This window comes from Chitinophaga sp., assembly GCF_035538455.1.
GTDB lineage: Bacteria > Bacteroidota > Bacteroidia > Chitinophagales > Chitinophagaceae > Chitinophaga.
The window spans coordinates 1-18,277 of the sequence record NZ_DATLKJ010000157.1 but is presented as its reverse complement, the minus strand read 5'-3'; the positions used below and the strand labels follow the sequence as shown (position 1 = coordinate 18,277).

Here is an 18,277-nt window from a genome sequence, read left to right as displayed (position 1 = left end):
TATTTAGGTATTTAGATATTTAAAATGCAGCGAAGATTGACATTTAGAGACAGATATTTAATATATCAACTCTTCAAATGTCAATCTTCGCTGCATTTTAAATATCTAAATACCTAAATAAATAGATATCAAAATATCCTGTATCGGTATTTGATTTTTTCTGTGTTGGTATATAGTTCTCTGATATTGATGGAAGCCTGTATCTCCTGTACAGCATCTGTTTTGAGCGAACGGAATTCATTCTGTTTGCCTTCAATGATGCTCTTGTCTGCAAGACCGTTGTCCTGCGCTATTTTCAGCGAGTTATTTACTTTGCCGTAGTAGGAATCCAGCAGGGTGAAATATTCATTATAGAGATTTTCGAAACGTTTAGTTTGTAACACCAGGTCTTCCAGCTGGTTGTTTACTTCCTTCAGGTTTGGATTTTCGCGCAGCAGTGATTCGTAATCTATGCGTTTGTTCTTGGTATACTTTGTTTCCAGCTGACTGAAATAATCTACTACTTTTTCTTTCTTGAAATCGTAGAAATATTCGTTCATAGTCTGACTCAGCGGTTTATTGCTTTTCTGTGGTGACGGGAACTTGAGCGAAGTGGTGGTAAAAGACAGGTGATCAAACAGGTTGTCCTGCAGAAGGCTTAGCTGATCTTTATTGAAATTGAGGCCATATTCAAATTTTTGATTGGCATCATTCAAGGCAGTGTAATACACTACATATTTGTTCAGTTCCTTTTCAAAGTCTTGTAATGATTTCTGATTGATCTGTTTGTTGTTCACACTCACGCTGTGCAGGAAGTTCATTACTGAATTGGCAATGGCCAGGGGAGGGGTGAGCGATGTAAAGCTCTGGAAAATCGGGCTATTGATAATAGATTTGGTGGATTCCACGATCTTGGAATTTTTCTCCCCCTTATCTGATTTATTTTTCAGGATGATTTTCTCTACCAACTCTACGATACGGTCGCTCAGTGAAAAGCCCAGTGCTTTACTTTCCGGGTTGTTCAGGGAGGTGATGAATACGTCGAGGTTGTTGGTGGTAGTACGGGATTTGAGATCGATAATTTTTTTATTCAGCAGGTAGTAGGTCTCGCTGGCATTAACGATATTATTTTTGATAAGCTCGTACTTGCTGATGTTATCTATTTCTTTACCCTGCAGCAGTGCCTGAATGGCGTTGGAGTTAGTTTTGTCATTGTCAGTGATCCGCTGCATTTCTTCCACCAGTTTTTTGATGGTAGTGTCCTGTGTTTTGATAGTAATGGACTTAATTTCAGGCTCCTGCGCATGTGCAGCCTGGAACGTCAGTAAAAGAACAAATGGTGCTGCCAGCATTTTGATCCATCTGAATGATCTGGGCTTTCCGATTGGCTGTACTAACGGTAATGGAGGGCTGGACTGAGCGCTCAGGCTTTTACCATGCTTCATTTCCGTTGGTAGGTGTCTTAACATGTTCCTTGTGCTTTTGTTAACAAAAATTTAAGAAAATATGATGCCAAAAACATCAAGAGGCAAAGATAAATAATTAATAACAGTTAATTTTAAATCATGATAAGTGGTATAGTGGCCGATTCCCGCAATATATTTTGAATTGTCATCAGGTAACTTACCTTTGTGGCCAAAATTTATCTAAATACAGTCATGCTGAAAGACAAGAAGATTGTAGTAGTGTTACCTGCCTATAATGCAGCCCTTACGCTAGAACAAACGTACAAGGAGATACCTTTCGAAATAGTTGACGATGTGGTACTGGTAGATGATGCCAGTAAGGATGATACTATTGAGGTTGGCAGAAAGCTCGGTATTAAACACCTGATCAGGCATGATGATAACAAAGGGTATGGTGGTAACCAGAAGTCCTGTTATAACAAAGCACTTGAACTAGGGGCAGATATCGTAGTAATGCTGCACCCTGATTATCAATACACACCACAATTGATCACTGCCATGTGCAGTATCATTGCCAACGGCGTTTACCCGGTGGTGTTTGGTTCAAGGATCCTGGGTAAAGGCGCTTTGAAGGGAGGGATGCCGATGTATAAATATGTCTTTAACCGATGTCTCACACTGTTCCAAAATATTCTGATAGGGCAGAAATTGAGCGAGTACCATACCGGTTACAGAACATTCTCAGCTGAAGTATTGCGTAATATCGATTATATGGCTGATAATGATGATTTTGTGTTTGACAATGAAATGGTATCTCAGATATTCATGAAAGGATATGAAATAGCTGAGATCACTTGTCCTACAAAGTATTTCGATGAGGCTTCCAGTATCAACTTCAAGCGTAGCGCTATTTATGGCCTGGGAGTACTAAGGGTATCGCTCCAGCACCGTTTACACAAGTGGGGTATTATTAAGGGAAAGATCTATTAAATTTCGTTTAGCCGGTGAGTTTAGCCCAGCAATATAAATTAGCCAGTAAGTACCTGCGGTATTATTTTACAGCAGGCAATCGTCATGATGTGCATTCTCCGTTTGTGTTTTCGCTGATTGAGGAAGTGTTGAGAGATAAGCGGCAGCATGCGGCTTTCCACGAAATAGAAAACCTGCGCAGCCAGCTTCTGGCCAGCAAAGAGACATTGCAGGTGACTGATCTTGGGGCTGGCTCATTAGTATCTTCGGGGAATGAACGGAAGGTAAGTGATATTACACGCTATGCGGCCAAACAACCTAAATTCGGGCAGCTGTTTTATCGCCTTATACAATACCTGCAACCTAAAAGAATCCTTGAATTAGGCACTTCCATGGGGCTTTCAACAGCTTATATGGCCAAGGCCGCTCCCAATGCCAGTATCTACACTATTGAAGGATGCCCTAATATTGCCGCCCGTGCTGCCAAAAATTTTGAGGCCCTTCATGTCAGTAATATCACCCAGGTAACCGGTAACTTTGATACCGTATTGCCGGATGTGTTGAAACAAATGCAGCTCGTGGATTTGGTTTATATTGACGGAAACCACCGCGAAGAGCCTACCCTGGCTTATTTTGAGCAATGTATCCGCTTCGCGGACGAATATTCTGTCTTAGTTTTTGACGACATCCACTGGACCCCTGGCATGGAAGCTGCCTGGCACACCATACAGGAGCATCCGCAGGTAACGATGACCATCGATCTCTTCTTTATCGGGCTGGTATTCTTCCGCAAAGACTTTAAAGTGAAGCAGCATTTTACCCTGAAATACTGATGCAGAGATAGTATATTAGGGGAAATAAATTCCCGTTTATGTATCCGCTGAAAATTCTTGTTTTCTGCTGTCTGCTCGCACTTACCCTTACCACCAACGGACAGGACATGAGTACCTACAGCAACGAACTGTTCATCAGTAATAACGGCGACAGCCTTAGATACCGTCTGCTGAAGCCCACCAATCATGACATTCATAAAAAGTACCCGCTGATCATCTTCCTGCATGGCGCAGGAGAAAGAGGCTGGGATAACAATGCACAACTGTTGCACGGCGGAGAAATGTTTCTGCGCGACAGTATCCGTGATCGTTATCAGGCTTACGTATTGTTTCCTCAATGTCCGCCTGGCGCCACCTGGGCGCCCATGCATATCAAACACGACAGCGCTACCGGCAAGATTATTCAGGCAGACTTCCCCATAGAAGGGGCGCCTACCAGGCCTGCAGCCGCTTTACTGAAACTGATTGATAGTCTGCGCAATTCGGGCAAGATCGACAACAGGCGTATCTATATCGGAGGATTATCACTGGGAGGAATGGGTACGTTTTATATGATCACCACGCATCCTGAGATATTTGCAGCGGCTTTCCCTATTTGTGGCGCAGGTAATTCAGCTGCTGCTGACCGATTTGCAAAGAAAGTACCTATCTGGATCTTTCATGGAGATGCTGATCCTGTAGTGCCTGTAGAAGCTTCGAGAGCTTACAATACGAGACTGAAAGAGCTGGGCGCCAATGTAAAATATACAGAATACCCGGGCGTGGGGCATAACAGTTGGGATAATGTATTTGTAGAACCCGGATTGATGAAATGGTTGTTCTCGAACAGGAAGTAGACTGTGATTTATGTGATTATGCTGATTTTCCTGATGAGTGAAGATCAATGATAACTAATATAGTTTGATTGATCTTCACTCATCAGGAAAATCAGATAAGTCACAGTCCGGATAATTGCAATTATTGTCCACCTAAAGAACGGTACAGTGAAACCAGCCCCTGGTATATATTCCGGCGAGTGGTTACTAATGTCAGTTCGGCTTCCAGCACATTTTTCTGCGCTGTAATGACTTCAAGATAGTTGGCATAACCAGTTGTGAACAGTATGTTTGCCGTAGCTACTCCTTCCTGTAATACCTGTACTTCTTTGGTCTTCAATTGATAGGCCTGTTGTTGATTATCTACTTTATTCAGCGCGGTGGCTACTTCCTGGTAACCATTTACAATAGCTTGCTGATAATCATAAAACGCTGTGTAGGCGGTCGCTTTGGAGATATTGAACTGTCCTTTCAGCTGTTTTTTGTTGAATATCGGTGCGGTGAGATTACCAACCACTCCCCATGCAATAGAAGCTGGAGACTGAAATAGTAACCCGGCTTTGAATGCATTGAAGCCTGCGTAGGGTGTAATGGTAAGCGAGGGTAAGAACGCTGCCCTGGCGGCTTTCACATCTGCATCGGCGGCGGCCAGTTCCAGCTCCGCACGCTGAATATCGGGTCGTTGCAACAGCAGCCCCGAAGGAATACCGCTTTTCACGATGCCCGATACCAGTTGCTTATCAGCTGGAGCGGAACGCTGAACGGGCTGAGGAAGCCTTCCCAGTAATGCATTGAGTTGGTTTTCCAGTGATGTTATTTCCTGCTTAACACCATATTCCAGTGCCTGCGTACTTAGCAGTTGTGCGGTAAACTGTTGAACGGCCAACTCAGTGGCGCGGCCTGCGGTCTTCTGTATATTCACTGTTGCTACCGCAGCTTCCTGTAATTTGATGTTGCGGCGGATGATAGCCAGCTCACTGTCCATTGCCTGCAACTCATAATATAGACCCGCCACACCGGCTACCACCTGGGTGGCAAGCAGCCTGCGTCCCTGTGTACCCGCAAGAAAGCGTGCATAGGCGGCTTTACTTTGCTGCCTCAGCTTGCCCCAGAGATCAAGTTCCCAGGAGCTTCTGAGCCCGGCAAAATATTCGGGCGTAGGGCCCGGGATCTTCTGGTCTTTATCGATGTTGGGCGACAGATTGGTATCGTAGTTGCCCACGCCATTAAGGGTATAATCACCGTAGCGGTCCACTCCTGCAGACAGTGCAAGGTTGAGAGACGGCATCCATGCATGGCGCGCCATCATCAGGTTGGCTTGTGCTGTGGCAATGCGCTGTGAGGCCGAGAGCAAGTCGAAGTTGTTGTGCAATGCACTGTCTATAAGACGGGTAAGATACGGATCATTGAATACCTCTTTGAAATTGGCAAGCGACAATGTGTCGCCCGGCATGCCGTTATTAACGGGAACGGTTATCCGCTGTGGAAGCAGCATCTCCTTTTGTGTGGAGCAGGCAGCAGCTCCCGTTAGCAGCGTGGCGCAGAGGGCATATTGATATATTCGTTTATTCATTGGTGTAAGCTTTTAATTCAACCTTTTTCTTCCTGATCATGGAAGCAAACAACACGTATAGCCCGGGTATGATTAGTATGCCGAAGATGGTACCGATAAGCATGCCGCCTGCAGCGGCCGTACCAATGGAACGGTTACCCATGGCGCCAGCACCGGAGGCGATACACAGGGGGATCAGACCGGCGATGAAGGCAAAGGAGGTCATAAGAATGGGGCGTAGCCGTGATACTGCGCCTTCTATAGCCGCTTCGAGGATGCCTGAGCCATGCTTGTTTTTCAGGATGGCAAATTCCACGATGAGGATGGCATTTTTGCCTAGCAGCCCCACCAGCATTACCAGTGCTACCTGTGCATAGATGTTGTTTTCGAGGCCAAGCAATTTCAGCGAAAGAAAAGCGCCGAAGATACCGGCCGGCAGAGAAAGCAGCACCGGCAGCGGCAACAGGAAGCTCTCGTACTGTGCGGCCAGCAGGAGGTATACAAACACCAGTACGATGATAAAGATATATACTGCCTGGTTGCCTGAGAGAATCTGTTCGCGCGTCATGCCGCTCCACTCGTAACTGTAGCCGCGAGGCAGCTCCCTAGCTGCTACTTCCTGTACAGCCTGGATGGCCTGGCTACTGCTGTATCCAGGCTTAGCGTCACCGTTAATCATGGCGGCGGTGTACATATTATAGCGGGTCAGCTGCTCAGGTCCATATACTCGTTCCAGTTGCACGAAGTCGGAGTATGATACCATTTCGCCGCCGTCGTTCTTTACGTAGAGATGTAGCAGATCTTCCGGCTTTGAGCGGTATTGTGGATCGGCTTGTACCATTACTTTATACATCTGTCCGAAGCGGATGAAGTTGGATGCATAGAAGCTGCCCATTAGTGTTTGCAGGTTGCTCATGGCGTTTTCGATGCTGACACCTTTTTTGGCGGCCATGGCCTGATCCACGTGAATGAGATACTGAGGGAAGGCTGCATCAAAGCTGGTGAAAGCACTTCCTATTTCGGGTCTTTTCTTTAGCGCCTCGATGAAGTTGTTGGTAGTTTGGGCAGTCTGCCGCAGATCACCGTTACCACTGCGGTCCAGGAGTCGCAGTTCAAATCCGCTTGAGTTACCGAAGCCCGGTACTGTTGGCGGCGGGAAGAACTCGATGCCAGCATCAGCAACGGAAGCGCTCAGTTTTTGTAGCCGCGCGATAATATCCTGCACAGATGCTTTGCGTTCATCCCATGGTTTGAGGTTTATCATGCCCATACCGTAAGATGCGCCGGCCACTTCGTTCACGAGGCTGTAACCGGCCAGTGTGGATACGGACTCCACTTCATCCAGCTGCGCTGCAATCTGTTGTATCTGATCCAACACTTCTTCAGTACGCTCGACTGTAGCGCCGGGAGGTGTGGTGACATTTACATATATCATACCCTGGTCCTCAGTAGGAATGAAGCCGGAGGGAAGAATGGCACTGATACCCCAGGTTGCGGCAAAGAAGAATACGAGCGTTATCAATGTAAGCAGTTTTCTGCCGGCAATGAAGCCCACCAGTTTGGCGTATTTGTTTTCCGTTGCAGTATAGCCTTTGTTGAAACCAGTGAACAACCGTTGCAGTAGCGTCTTTTTGCCTGATTTGCCATGTGTGTTTTTCAACATGATGGCGCAGAGTGCAGGGGTTAACGTTACTGCATTGATACCGGATATAACAATGGAAATGGCGAGTGTGAGCGAGAATTGGCGGTAGAATACGCCCACTGGACCGGAGAGGAAGGCCACAGGTATAAACACGGCTGACATTACGAGCGTAATAGCGACCAGTGCGCCGCTGATTTCCTTCATGGCTGCAATGGTGGCTTCCATGGGTGGCAGGTGTTCTTCGCTCATTTTTACATGCACTGCTTCTACTACTACAATGGCGTTATCCACCACAATACCAATGGCGAGTACTAGTGCGAATAAGGTGAGGAGGTTGATAGAGAAGCCCATCATCTGCATAAACGCCAGCGTTCCGATAAGTGCCACGGGTACAGCCAGTGCAGGTATCAGTGTTGAGCGGAAGTCCTGCAGGAAGATAAATACTACGATAAATACCAGGAGGAAGGCTTCAAACAAAGTTCTCACCACTTCATGAATAGAGGCATCCAGGAAGCGTGATACGTCGTAGTTGAAGTTATAAGTCATGCCAGGAGGGAAAGAGGTGTTTTTCATTTCCTCCATCTTCGTCTTCACATTATTGATAACATCCCGGGCATTGGAGCCTGGCCTTTGTTTGAGCATGATGGAGGCCGATGGTTTACCATCTGTTTTAGACACCATGCTGTAAGTGAGTGATCCAAACTCTACGTCAGCGACATCTTTGAGATGCAGTACCGATCCGTCGTTGCCGGCACGTAATACAATTTGTTTGTATTGATCTGGTTCAAAGAACTTACCGGTGTAACGCAGTACATATTGCAGCATGCGGGGATCCTTATCAGAGCTTTCGCCGGTTTTACCAGGGGCCGCTTCTATATTCTGTTTGCGGATGGCGGTAATCACTTCATCGGCTGAAACTTTATATGCGAGCATACGATCTGGCCTGAGCCATACGCGCATGGCGTATTCCTTGGCGCCCATGATCTCAGCACGGCCTACGCCGTCAATACGTTTCAGTTCCTGCAGTACGTTGATGTCTGCAAAGTTGTAGATGAACTGTTCATTCAGCGTGGTGTCTTCACTCATGATATTGAGGTAGAGCAGCATACTGTTCACCTCTTTTTCGGTGGTTACACCTGCTTTGATTACTTCTTCGGGCAGCTCATCAATGATGGTAGCTACGCGGTTCTGTACGTTCACGGCGGCCTGATCGGGGTCAGTTCCTACCTGGAAGAATACCTGTATGACGGTGATGCCATCATTACTGGATACGGACGACATATAAGTCATGCCCGGAACGCCGTTGATAGCACGTTCCAGTGGAATAGATACCGCTTTTGCAGCCACTTCGGCATTGGCGCCGGTGTATTTTGCTGTAACTGTAACAGAAGGCGGAACGATATCCGGGAACTGGGTAACGGGCAGCGTGAACAAGGCCAACAGCCCTACCAGTGTGATAATAAGCGATATGACCAGTGATAGCACCGGTCGTTTTATAAACGTTTCAAACATTGGTCCTGATTTCAGCTAATAAGCAGTGTGATTATATTCTCAGTAAACTATCCATAGAAACGGGTCTTGGTGCGATGTGCATACCCTCGCGGATATTGCGTACCCCTTCGCAGACAATGCGTTCACCGGGGCGGAGGCCGGACTGCACCACATAGAAGTGTGCAAAGCGGGCTTGCGGAACGAAGCTGCGCAAACTTACTTTGTTGGTGCCATCAACGATAAACACGTAGTTTTTGTCCTGCATCTCAAACACGGCTTTCTGCGGGATGATCACAACACTGTCCATTTCGGAAGACAGGCGTACTTTACCGCTTGCGCCGTGTTTCAGGAGTTTCGCCGGATTCGGGAAACGTGCACGGAAAGCGATGGATCCGGTATTTTCCTCGAATTCGCTTTCCATTGTTTCTATTTTACCGGTATGATTATAATCACTGCCATCAGCCAGCACCAGCTGGACCTGCTCGTTGCTGTTCTTGCCTTTAGCAAGGGCTTTGTTATATTGAAGATATTCTGTTTCTGATACATTGAAATAGGCGTACACATCACGTGTGTCCGACACCGTAGTCAGGAGTGTACCTTCACTGATAAGGCTTCCTTTTTTCAGCGGAAGGCGATCAATGATACCATCAAATGGAGCACGGATGCTGGTGTAGGAAAGACGCATTTCCGCATTACTCTCCGCAGAGCGTGCCTCGTCTATTTTGGCGTGGGCAGCGGCGAGACGGGCACTGGCCACTTCAAGTTCGGATGCGGCCACCACTTTTTTCTCTACGAGCAGTTTCACGCGGTCAAGTTCCAGCTCTGCCGCTTTTGCTTCGGCTACAGCATTGCTGCGTACGGCCCTGGCTTTGGTCAGTTCGGCGGAATATTCTGCGTCGTTGAGACCGAAGAGCAGTTGCCCTTTTTTCACTTCCTGTCCTTCATCTACATAAATCTTATCCAGAAAACCGCCTACGCGGGCACGTATTTCTACATTCTGCATCGCCTGAATATCGGCAACGTATGCACGATACAACAAGGTGTCCTGGGCTACCAATGTGGTGACAGGTAATGGTTTCAAATCTTCTTTATTGGTACTTTCTCCCTTGGTGGCACATCCGGCCATAAAGAGAGCGCTCAGCGATAAATAAATCCCTGTATACAGTCGCATAGTTTTATAACATTATTACTCCGGCGCTGCCGGAAAGTGAATACAACACATGCAAGATCTTCTCTGCGGCAGGTGCGCAGATGATCATCTTACAAAAGCAAAAAACGGGTAGGTAAGAAAAGTTGTATTCAGAAAGGAGTTAGCCTGAAAAGGAAGGAATAATATGCCGGCCGGAATGCTTTCTGGTAGACATATTCACCGGTTTTTTCTTCTTCAGTATAAGAGCTCTGGGCAATACCGGCATCGATATAGGCTACCCTGGTGGCTATGCTAAACTGCTGGGAAGAAGCGCTAATATAATAGCGGGTCTTACGGCGATGTTTGGTGGCGTGTATACAATCGGGGGTATCGTCATCTGCTTCGAGTTGCTGAGGCAGCCTTGATACAAGATTTTCGAGATAGTCTTCACGCGCTTCGCGTGCCTTAATCTCCTGGAAATATAGTCGCTGATGTGCTGCATAGGTAGGTAGTATACCTGTTGCCAGCTGAATGATCAGCAGGAAACAAACATACGTCCAACGCTTCAATATTTTAGAATGCAAGCCCATGCCTCGCAAAAATAGTTTTATTTTTCTATTTGGTTATTCTATTATTTGATGGCCGGTCAATGGAATAAAAAAGGGTTGGCTTTCTTAAAAGCCAACCCACCACTCAGCACAGGATTGAATTGTTAACTATTTGATCGCCTGCATGGCGGATTTCGCAGCTTTGATAGTTGCATCGAGTTCTTCATTGGTGAGAGCGTTGCACATAAACCAGCTCTCAAATGCAGATGGCGGCAGATATACGCCGCGCTCCAGCATGGCATGGAAGAAGCGTTTGAACAGTTCATTGTTAGCTGCAGATGCACCGGAGAAACCGATGATAGGATACTCTGTGAAATGTGCGCTCAGCATAGATCCCAACTGATTGATCTGATGCACAACCCCCGCAGCGCCGAATGCTTCGCGCAGACCGTTCACCAGGTAAGCTGCTTTTTCTTCCAGCTGTTGATAGATTACCGGGTTGTTGTTCAATGTTTCGAGCAGCGTGTAACCAGCAATCATTGCGATAGGATTACCACTCAGGGTACCTGCCTGGTATACTTTACCTGCGGGAGCAAGGTGTTCCATGATTTCACGGGGGCCAGCCACTGCACCCACCGGCATACCGGCGCCGATGATCTTACCGAATGTTACCAGGTCTGCCCTGATACCCAGTAGTTCCTGTGCGCCGCCGCGTGCAAGACGGAAACCGGTCATCACCTCATCAAATATGAGCAGGATACCATTTTCGTCGCATATTTTACGCAGTCCTTCCAGGAAGCCCGGCTGTGGGAGAATACAGCCCATATTACCTGCTACCGGCTCTACGATGATAGCGGCAATTTCATCTTTATTATCAGCAACCAGCTGCTCAACAGCAGGGAGATTATTATAGGGAGCTGCCAGCGTATCACCGGAAACACCGGTAGTGACGCCAGGGACAGCCTGTATACCCAGTGTAGCTACACCACTGCCGGCGCTTACGAGAAATGCGTCAGCATGACCATGATAGCAACCTTCAAATTTGATGAACTTATTGCGGCCGGTATAGCCTCTTGCCAGCCTGATGGCTGTCATGCAGGCTTCAGTACCAGAGTTCACCATACGGATCATGTCGATGTTGGGCACCATGCTCACGATCAGTTCCGCAATCTTTATCTCCAGTTCAGTAGGAGCACCGAAGGAAGTGGAGTAAGCGGCATATTCCTGCACAGCCTTTATTACAGGCTCGTAGGCATGGCCCAGGATCATAGGACCCCAGGAATTGATGTAGTCGATGTATTTGTTGCCATCTTCATCATACATGTAAGCGCCCTGGGCACGTTTAATGAACACAGGGGTGCCGCCTACACTTTTGAATGCACGCACGGGGGAATTTACGCCGCCAGGTATTACCTGCTGCGCTCTCCCGAATAACATTTCACTTTTGCTGAACATCCTGATTGATTTAGGAATTTGAGTGATTGATTCTTTTGACGATGTAAGATAATTAATTATGTATTCAGCAGTTTCACTATGTCCTTTGCAAAATAAGTAGCAATAAGGTCTGCTCCTGCCCGCTTGAGGCTGGTCATACTTTCCATGATTGCTTTCTCTTCATTGAGCCAGCCTCTTTCTGCGGCGGCTTTGATCATTGAATACTCGCCACTCACATGATAGGCACTAACGGGAACGGTAGTACGGTCTTTGATGATGCGGATAATATCAAGGTATGCCATAGCGGGCTTCACCATTACAATATCCGCGCCCTCTTCAATATCCATGAGTGTTTCCTTGATAGCTTCACGGGAGTTGGCGTAATCCATCTGATAGGTCTTTTTATCGCCGAAGCCGGGAGCAGAATCCAGTGCATCGCGGAAAGGGCCGTAGAAGCAGGAGGCATACTTTGCGCTGTATGACATGATACCTGTTTTTACGAAGCCATTTTGTTCCAGGATATTGCGGATGGCCAATATGCGCCCGTCCATCATATCGCTGGGGGCCACGAAGTCTGCACCTGCCTGCGCATGGCTGAGGCTCATACGTGCCAGTACTTCCACAGTAGGGTCGTTTACTATTTCAGTGCCTTCTACAATACCATCGTGACCATAAGAAGAGTAAGGGTCCAGCGCTACATCTGTCATGACCACCATTTCAGGGATGGCATCCTTGATGGCTTTGATAGCGCGCTGCATCAGGCCATTAGGATTTACAGCCTCTGTGCCTTTATTATCTTTTACGCTGTCTGGAGCTTTTACAAACAGTAATACACTCATGATACCCATACTCCACAGTTCTTTCGCTTCCTTCACTGTAAGCTCCAGTGAATGCCTGTAGTATCCGGGCATGGAACTGATCTCTTCTTTCACATTCTCTCCCTCTGTAATAAACAGGGGGGCAATGAAATCGCCTGGCCTCAATATCGTTTCTGCTACCATTGTTCTGATGGCAGGAGATGTTCTCAGTATTCTGTTTCTGCGGACCATAATTTTTATTTTTTTATGTAGCTATTTTGAGAATTTATTTATTTCGTTTTAATAAATTGTTCTTAGCTGTTCTACTGGTGGCGTCAAAAATAAGTACCAGTTCGTTCGCCTCTTTGAGTATTTTTTCTATCTGAGAATCTGTGATTATACCGGCTTCTTTCAAGACTTCCAGCCAATACAAAGATTCGTCGGCTTCTTCCAGTACAATCTTGATTTTATGAACAAAATCATTTACCGATTTAGCCAGACAAACAGCCCTGTAATTAGCACCTACGCTACCCGCCGAGCGAATTAGCTGTTTGGCTATTTCATACGCTGCTATATTTTTGGGCAATTTTTCACAAAGTTTAATTACTTCAATGTGAAATTTCCTGGTTCTATCTCTTAATTCCTATTTATTCATGATCATCGGGATGGGTTAACAAAATTGCTTTCAGCAAATCTATCAACAAAATCGATCTCCACGATCATTACTTCGCTTTAATCAAAATATTTAAATATGAAAATAAAAAAATAACCAAATATTTACACCCAATCACGTGGCTTGAGATATTCCACCAGTTGTGCTTCCGGGCTTCCGGGTTGTGGATGGAAATCATATTCCCAACGGGCTACTGGTGGAAGGCTCATTAAAATAGACTCTGTACGGCCATTGGTTTTCAGTCCGAACAATGTACCCCGGTCGTGAATGAGATTGAATTCTACATAACGCCCGCGCCTATATGCCTGCCAGCTTCGGTGTGCTTCGGTGTAAGGGGTATGCTTGGTTTTTTCTACTATGGGAAGATAGGCATCCATGAATGCTTTCCCGTTAGCCTGCGAGAAGCGGAATAGTTGTTCCTCCGTCGTATTGGCATCAGGTCGCAGGTAATCGTAGAAGATACCGCCAATGCCACGGGCTTCGTTATTGCGGTGTTTATTCACGAAATATTCGTCGCAGTGCTTTTTATATTTCGGATACAGTTCCTTATCAAAAGCATCGCAGGCATCTTTGAAGGTCTTATGAAAATGTATGCCATCCTGCTCATCCAGGTAGTAGGGCGTAAGGTCTGCGCCTCCGCCAAACCAGCTGTCCTTCAGCTTTCCGTCCTGATCATACAGCTCAAAATAACGGAAGTTGGCGTGTACAGTGGGAACGAACGGATTCAGCGGATGTATCACGAGGGAGATGCCGCAAGCCATGAAGTTGCTGTTGGTAACCCCAAACTGCTGCGCCATCACTTCAGGGAGGGCGCCATGCACGACGGACGTACTTACGCCGCCTTTTTCAAATACATTACCATTGGCAATCGTGCGTGATTTTCCGCCACCGCCACCAGGACGCTCCCACAGGTCTTCACGGAAAACGGCCTTGCCGTCTGCCTTTTCGAGCGCGGCGCAGATTTCATCCTGGAGGCCATGTATAAATGATATGAACTGATCTTTGATACTCATCTGCTTAGTGACTATAGGCTTTAACGGTTTCAACGAATGCTTTGGCATGGTCTACCGGTACATTCGGAAGGATACCGTGGCCCAGGTTAGCAATATGACGCTGCCCACCGAAATCCTTCAGCATTTGTTTCACTGCTTTCTCAATCTCAGGGATGGGAGCCAGCAGTTTTGCCGGATCAAAGTTACCCTGCAAGGTAATGTTGCTGCCTGCAAACTGGCGTGCCAGCGCGGGTTTGATACACCAGTCTATGCCAAGACCGTGTGCGCCGGTAGCGGCCATTTCTTCCAGTGCAAACCAGGCGCCTTTGGCAAATATAATAGTAGGGCAAACATCTTTCATGGCTGCCACTATCTGGCGGATATAATGGAGGGAGAACGTTTCAAAATCCTGCGGACTGAGCAGACCGCCCCATGAATCGAAGATCTGCACGGTATCGGCGCCTGCAGCCACCTGTGCTTTCAGATACGCGATGGATGTGTCGGTGATCATCTGCAACAGCTGGTGTGCAACGGCGGGCTGCTGGTAGCAGAATGCTTTTGCTTCATCAAATGTTTTGGAACCTTTGCCCTGCACCATGTAGCAAAGCAGCGTCCAGGGTGCACCAGCGAAACCAATGAGCGGCACACGGCCAGCCAGTGTCTGTTTGGTGAGCTTCAGTGCGTCAAAAACGTAATGTAACCTTTCGTGTACATCGGGAACGCATAAACGCTGTAAGTCTGCGGCTCCTTTTACCGGACTGGGCAGCAGTGGTCCTACTTTTTCCACGAGCTGCACTTCCATGCCCATAGCCTGAGGAACTACCAGAATATCTGAGAAGATAATAGCAGCGTCTACTCCAACCTGGTCTACCGGCATTACAGTGATCTCTGTTGCCAGTTCAGGATTTTCGCAACGTTCGAAAAAGGAATATTTATCACGCAGTTTGATGTAGTCTGGCAGATAACGGCCTGCCTGGCGCATCATCCATACAGGTGTGCGGGAAACCGTTTCTCCTTTAAGAGCCTTCAGCAGTAAGTCATTCTTCAATGCGCTCATTCGTATCAATTGATGTTGTTAAAATAGAATATAGCTGTTTCTACCATGCTTTCCTGGCTGGTGCCAGGGCTGATGATAATTTTGTTGTTTGTATGTTCCTTCAGGGAAGCGGCTGTGGTAGTGCCTATGGCAAAGCAGATTGTTTTACTGCTGATGCTGTTGGCGGAAAAAAAACTTTTTACAGCGCTGGGACTGAAAAACATGATTCCGTCGTAATCCGCTGTTATCGCTACGGGGGTGGACACGTTTCCGTATATCACATATTCGTTGACTATAATGCCGGCGCCCCTTAATGTTTCCGGTAGTTCATCCCGGCGTTGGTTGCCGCAGAAAAAATTCACTTCCGGTATATTCCCCAATTGGATAATAGCGGTTGCGAGATCTTTTCCATAGGTCGCTTCAGCAATTATCTTACATGAAGGGAGCTGTGTCCTTACCTGTTCTGCGGTATTACCTGCAATGCAGCCTACCGGGTTGGATACAGGAAAAATGTGATTGTCCTGGTTCAGGTAGCATGCTACGAGTATATTTACCGCATTGGCGCTGGTAAATACGCAGATCTTATTACCGCCGAATACCTGGATCAGATTTTCTGTACCGGTGAGATCCTTGCAGGGCAAAGATTTTATCTGGATGAACTCCTGTATATCGATACGGATACCGCTATCACCAGCTTCAGCCAACAGGCTGTCTGTAAGAGGTCTGGTGCATAATATGCGGTATTTGTCATCTGGCATTTCCTCTGATCTGTGCTACAACTTCATCGCCTCCTTTTGCCAGGATCTCCAGTGCGGCTTCTTTACCTACGCCTATGGCGTGTTCTATATGTGCCTCGCGGGATGTACTGTAAAAAGAGGTACCGTCGAGATTGCAAAGCTCGCCGTTGAAATGTACGGTATTGTTTTTTATCTCTGCATACGCACTGATGGGTGTGGTGCAACCACCCATGAGGGTACGTAAGAATTCACGTTCTATTTGAGTTGTCAGGGCAGTGGCGTCGTCGTTGAAGGGGGCACATGCTTCCAGACAGAAGGCGTCGTCTTCCCTGCAAACGGCTACTACGGCGCCCTGTGCCGGGGCGGGCAACATCCAGTTGAGATCAATGGAGTTGGTGGGACGAACGTTGATGCGTTCCAGCCCTGCTGCTGCAAAGATGGCACCGTCCCAGTTTTCAGCGGCCAGCTTCTGCAGACGTGTGTTCACATTGCCACGGAGATTGTGGATATGATGATGAGGATACCTGCGCAGCCATTGCGCTCTGCGGCGCACACTGCTGGTGGCGATGTTGGCTGGATAGTCTTCATCGCTAAGGAAATCAACATCGTTTTTATATACCAGCAGATCCTGTACTGGGCCGCGTTTCAGTATTGCAGCCTGTACGATCTGCGCAGGCAGTTGAGTAGGAACGTCTTTAAGGGAATGAACGGCAATGTCTATACGATTATTGAGCAGCGCCAGGTCAAGGCTTTTGGTGAAGATACCCTGTACGCCTATTTCATAGAGCGGAGTAACGAGGTCGATATCTCCTTCGCTTTTGATAGGAACGAGTTCGGTTTTGTATCCCTGCGCATTGAGCAGGTCGTTTACCTGATGTGCCTGCCACAGTGCCAGCTGGCTGTCTCTCGTACCTATCCTTATAACTTTGTCCATCTGATTAATCCTGATTAACTCCGGTCTCGAAAATATCATTGATCATGGCGATGTACTGGTCGCTTTTGTCAGTTTCCTTGCGTACTTTGCCTGCCATGAGGTTGATCATTTTTTGAATGATGCGGGAAGATACGGCTTCGATGTCTTCCATTTTGTAATGAGCGCCGTTCTTCTGTTGCTGGATCTCGCGGGTGTGGATCTCGTGCAGTTTATCTTTTACGGCTTTCAGCACCACGGCATGCTTGCGCATTTTGTACCAGTAGAGGAACTCATTCATGTACTCATCTATGATGGACAATGCCTTGGGCACTTCGCCCAACCTGTTCTGCAGGGTTTCATCCTGTACTTTGGAGAGTTCGTCCACGTTCACAAGGGTAACGTGAGGAAGGTCGCCAACGGCTGTTTCCACGTTGAAAGGGATGGAAAGGTCGATGATGAGTTTGGGAGAAGTACCGGTAAGGTGACTGGTCAGAACAGTGGGTTGTGGTGCATTTGACGCAACGAGGATCACGTCTGCATCCCTTATTTCGTCCACCATGTTTTCGTAGGGAGCAAAGCGAAGTCCGTGTTGACCGGCAAAGTCTTCTGCTACCTGCATAGTGCGGTTAATGAGGGTTACGTGTTTTACGCCCAGGTATTCTATCATGTTTTTGCAGGTGTTACGGCCAATCTTGCCTACTCCCAGCAGAACGATTTTTTTATGCTGGATATCAGGGCACATACGTTCCAGCAGTTTCACTGTCGCAAATGCGACAGATACGGTGCCTTTACTGAGCCCTGTTTCTGTTTTGATCAGTTTGGACACCTGCAACACGCTGTTGACAAGTCTTTCGAGGAAGCTGCCCAGGCTTTGTTCTGCCTTGGCAAACCTGGCTGCATTACGTATCTGGCCGATTATTTCATAATCGCCAAGGATCTGTGAATCGAGGCCGGTACCTACCTGGTACAGATGCCTGATGGCATCTTCACCCGATTTGGCGTAAGCCAGTTCTTCCAGTTGCTGAAGATCGCCGTGCGCCACACGGCCAAGAAGATGGAGCAGATCGCGGGGACTTTCCGCGAAGCCATATATTTCTGTTCTGTTACAAGTGGAGAGTACAAAGAGATCGTCTAATTGCACACCCCTGGCATGCTCCAGGAGTTGTTGGTATTGGGCCGGGCCGATAGCATATAATCCCCTGATAGCAGCGTCTGTTTTCTTATAGTTGATGCCAACGATATGAAAATTTGCTATTTCTTTTGAATGACTGACCTGCATGTTTTTGTATAAGCTTCCGGTGCAAAAATACTTTCATACGCTACAAACAAAA

15 protein-coding genes and 1 pseudogene are annotated in these 18,277 nt (G+C 47.2%); 3 read left to right on the top strand and 13 right to left on the bottom strand.

Annotated elements, in window-relative coordinates:
- Positions 1-128: 128 nt before the first annotated feature.
- Positions 129-1,448 carry a hypothetical protein gene (locus tag VM802_RS19620; RefSeq protein ID WP_325533675.1) on the bottom strand — a complete coding sequence of 440 codons (1,320 nt, stop codon included), beginning with the start codon at positions 1,446-1,448 and terminating at the stop codon, positions 129-131.
- 189 nt (positions 1,449-1,637) lie between these two features.
- On the opposite strand from VM802_RS19620, the gene VM802_RS19615 reads away from it, so the two are divergent.
- The 3 genes from VM802_RS19615 to VM802_RS19605 are packed head-to-tail and all read left to right on the top strand — an operon-like array spanning position 1,638 to position 4,023.
- Positions 1,638-2,375 carry a glycosyltransferase family 2 protein gene (locus tag VM802_RS19615; protein WP_325533673.1) on the top strand — a complete coding sequence of 246 codons (738 nt, stop codon included), beginning with the start codon at positions 1,638-1,640 and terminating at the stop codon, positions 2,373-2,375.
- 14 nt (positions 2,376-2,389) lie between these two features.
- The gene (locus tag VM802_RS19610; RefSeq protein ID WP_325533671.1) at positions 2,390-3,187 is read left to right on the top strand and encodes an O-methyltransferase; all 798 of its coding nucleotides are present in this window, start codon (positions 2,390-2,392) and stop codon (positions 3,185-3,187) included.
- A gap of 38 nt (positions 3,188-3,225) precedes the next feature.
- Positions 3,226-4,023 carry a carboxylesterase family protein gene (locus tag VM802_RS19605; RefSeq protein WP_325533669.1) on the top strand — a complete coding sequence of 266 codons (798 nt, stop codon included), beginning with the start codon at positions 3,226-3,228 and terminating at the stop codon, positions 4,021-4,023.
- A gap of 121 nt (positions 4,024-4,144) precedes the next feature.
- On the opposite strand, the gene VM802_RS19600 is transcribed toward VM802_RS19605, so the two are convergent.
- The 12 genes and pseudogenes from VM802_RS19600 to hemA all read right to left on the bottom strand — a co-directional run bounded on the left by VM802_RS19600 (position 4,145) and on the right by hemA (position 18,225).
- Complete coding sequence (locus VM802_RS19600) at positions 4,145-5,575, bottom strand: efflux transporter outer membrane subunit (RefSeq protein WP_325533667.1); 1,431 nt, start codon at positions 5,573-5,575, stop codon at positions 4,145-4,147.
- The gene (locus VM802_RS19595; protein ID WP_325533665.1) at positions 5,568-8,708 is read right to left on the bottom strand and encodes an efflux RND transporter permease subunit; all 3,141 of its coding nucleotides are present in this window, start codon (positions 8,706-8,708) and stop codon (positions 5,568-5,570) included. The genes VM802_RS19600 and VM802_RS19595 overlap by 8 nt, the downstream gene beginning before the upstream one ends.
- Positions 8,709-8,739: 31 nt before the next feature.
- Positions 8,740-9,858, bottom strand: coding sequence for an efflux RND transporter periplasmic adaptor subunit (locus tag VM802_RS19590; protein ID WP_325533663.1), 1,119 nt, complete (start codon positions 9,856-9,858; stop codon positions 8,740-8,742).
- Between the two features lie 128 nt (positions 9,859-9,986).
- Positions 9,987-10,406: a hypothetical protein gene (locus tag VM802_RS19585; RefSeq protein ID WP_325533661.1), complete on the bottom strand. Its 420-nt coding sequence runs from the start codon at positions 10,404-10,406 to the stop codon at positions 9,987-9,989.
- 126 nt (positions 10,407-10,532) lie between these two features.
- Entirely contained in the window at positions 10,533-11,819 is a 1,287-nt protein-coding gene (gene hemL / locus VM802_RS19580; protein ID WP_325533658.1) for a glutamate-1-semialdehyde 2,1-aminomutase, read from the bottom strand.
- 56 nt (positions 11,820-11,875) lie between these two features.
- Positions 11,876-12,847 (bottom strand): porphobilinogen synthase, encoded by a 972-nt coding sequence (gene hemB, locus VM802_RS19575; RefSeq protein WP_325533656.1) that lies wholly within the window; start codon positions 12,845-12,847, stop codon positions 11,876-11,878.
- Between the two features lie 34 nt (positions 12,848-12,881).
- Positions 12,882-13,217 (bottom strand): annotated as a pseudogene (locus tag VM802_RS19570) (four helix bundle protein); the annotation flags it as partial.
- Between the two features lie 155 nt (positions 13,218-13,372).
- Positions 13,373-14,281, bottom strand: a complete 909-nt coding sequence (gene hemF / locus VM802_RS19565) for an oxygen-dependent coproporphyrinogen oxidase (protein ID WP_325533654.1) — start codon at positions 14,279-14,281, stop codon at positions 13,373-13,375.
- Positions 14,282-14,285: 4 nt separating this feature from the next.
- Positions 14,286-15,317, bottom strand: a complete 1,032-nt coding sequence (hemE, locus tag VM802_RS19560; protein ID WP_325533652.1) for a uroporphyrinogen decarboxylase — start codon at positions 15,315-15,317, stop codon at positions 14,286-14,288.
- A 5-nt stretch (positions 15,318-15,322) separates the two neighbouring features.
- Positions 15,323-16,054 (bottom strand): uroporphyrinogen-III synthase, encoded by a 732-nt coding sequence (locus VM802_RS19555; protein ID WP_325533650.1) that lies wholly within the window; start codon positions 16,052-16,054, stop codon positions 15,323-15,325.
- Positions 16,044-16,967: a hydroxymethylbilane synthase gene (gene hemC / locus VM802_RS19550; protein WP_325533648.1), complete on the bottom strand. Its 924-nt coding sequence runs from the start codon at positions 16,965-16,967 to the stop codon at positions 16,044-16,046. The genes VM802_RS19555 and hemC overlap by 11 nt, the downstream gene beginning before the upstream one ends.
- 4 nt (positions 16,968-16,971) lie before the next feature.
- Positions 16,972-18,225, bottom strand: coding sequence for a glutamyl-tRNA reductase (gene hemA, locus VM802_RS19545; RefSeq protein ID WP_325533646.1), 1,254 nt, complete (start codon positions 18,223-18,225; stop codon positions 16,972-16,974).
- Between the last annotated feature and the right edge of the window lie 52 nt (positions 18,226-18,277).

Excerpts from the sequence above, each read along its gene's own strand:
- hemB (WP_325533656.1), bottom strand. The coding sequence starts at position 12,847 with ATGGTCCGCAGAAACAGAATACTGAGAACATCTCCTGCCATCAGAACA.
- VM802_RS19555 (WP_325533650.1), bottom strand. The coding sequence starts at position 16,054 with ATGCCAGATGACAAATACCGCATATTATGCACCAGACCTCTTACAGAC.
- VM802_RS19585 (WP_325533661.1), bottom strand. The coding sequence starts at position 10,406 with ATGGGCTTGCATTCTAAAATATTGAAGCGTTGGACGTATGTTTGTTTC.
- VM802_RS19620 (WP_325533675.1), bottom strand. The coding sequence starts at position 1,448 with ATGTTAAGACACCTACCAACGGAAATGAAGCATGGTAAAAGCCTGAGC.
- hemL (WP_325533658.1), bottom strand. The coding sequence starts at position 11,819 with ATGTTCAGCAAAAGTGAAATGTTATTCGGGAGAGCGCAGCAGGTAATA.
- hemF (WP_325533654.1), bottom strand. The coding sequence starts at position 14,281 with ATGAGTATCAAAGATCAGTTCATATCATTTATACATGGCCTCCAGGAT.
- hemA (WP_325533646.1), bottom strand. The coding sequence starts at position 18,225 with ATGCAGGTCAGTCATTCAAAAGAAATAGCAAATTTTCATATCGTTGGC.
- hemC (WP_325533648.1), bottom strand. The coding sequence starts at position 16,967 with ATGGACAAAGTTATAAGGATAGGTACGAGAGACAGCCAGCTGGCACTG.
- VM802_RS19615 (WP_325533673.1), top strand. The coding sequence starts at position 1,638 with ATGCTGAAAGACAAGAAGATTGTAGTAGTGTTACCTGCCTATAATGCA.
- hemE (WP_325533652.1), bottom strand. The coding sequence starts at position 15,317 with ATGAGCGCATTGAAGAATGACTTACTGCTGAAGGCTCTTAAAGGAGAA.
- VM802_RS19590 (WP_325533663.1), bottom strand. The coding sequence starts at position 9,858 with ATGCGACTGTATACAGGGATTTATTTATCGCTGAGCGCTCTCTTTATG.
- VM802_RS19605 (WP_325533669.1), top strand. The coding sequence starts at position 3,226 with ATGTATCCGCTGAAAATTCTTGTTTTCTGCTGTCTGCTCGCACTTACC.
- VM802_RS19595 (WP_325533665.1), bottom strand. The coding sequence starts at position 8,708 with ATGTTTGAAACGTTTATAAAACGACCGGTGCTATCACTGGTCATATCG.
- VM802_RS19600 (WP_325533667.1), bottom strand. The coding sequence starts at position 5,575 with ATGAATAAACGAATATATCAATATGCCCTCTGCGCCACGCTGCTAACG.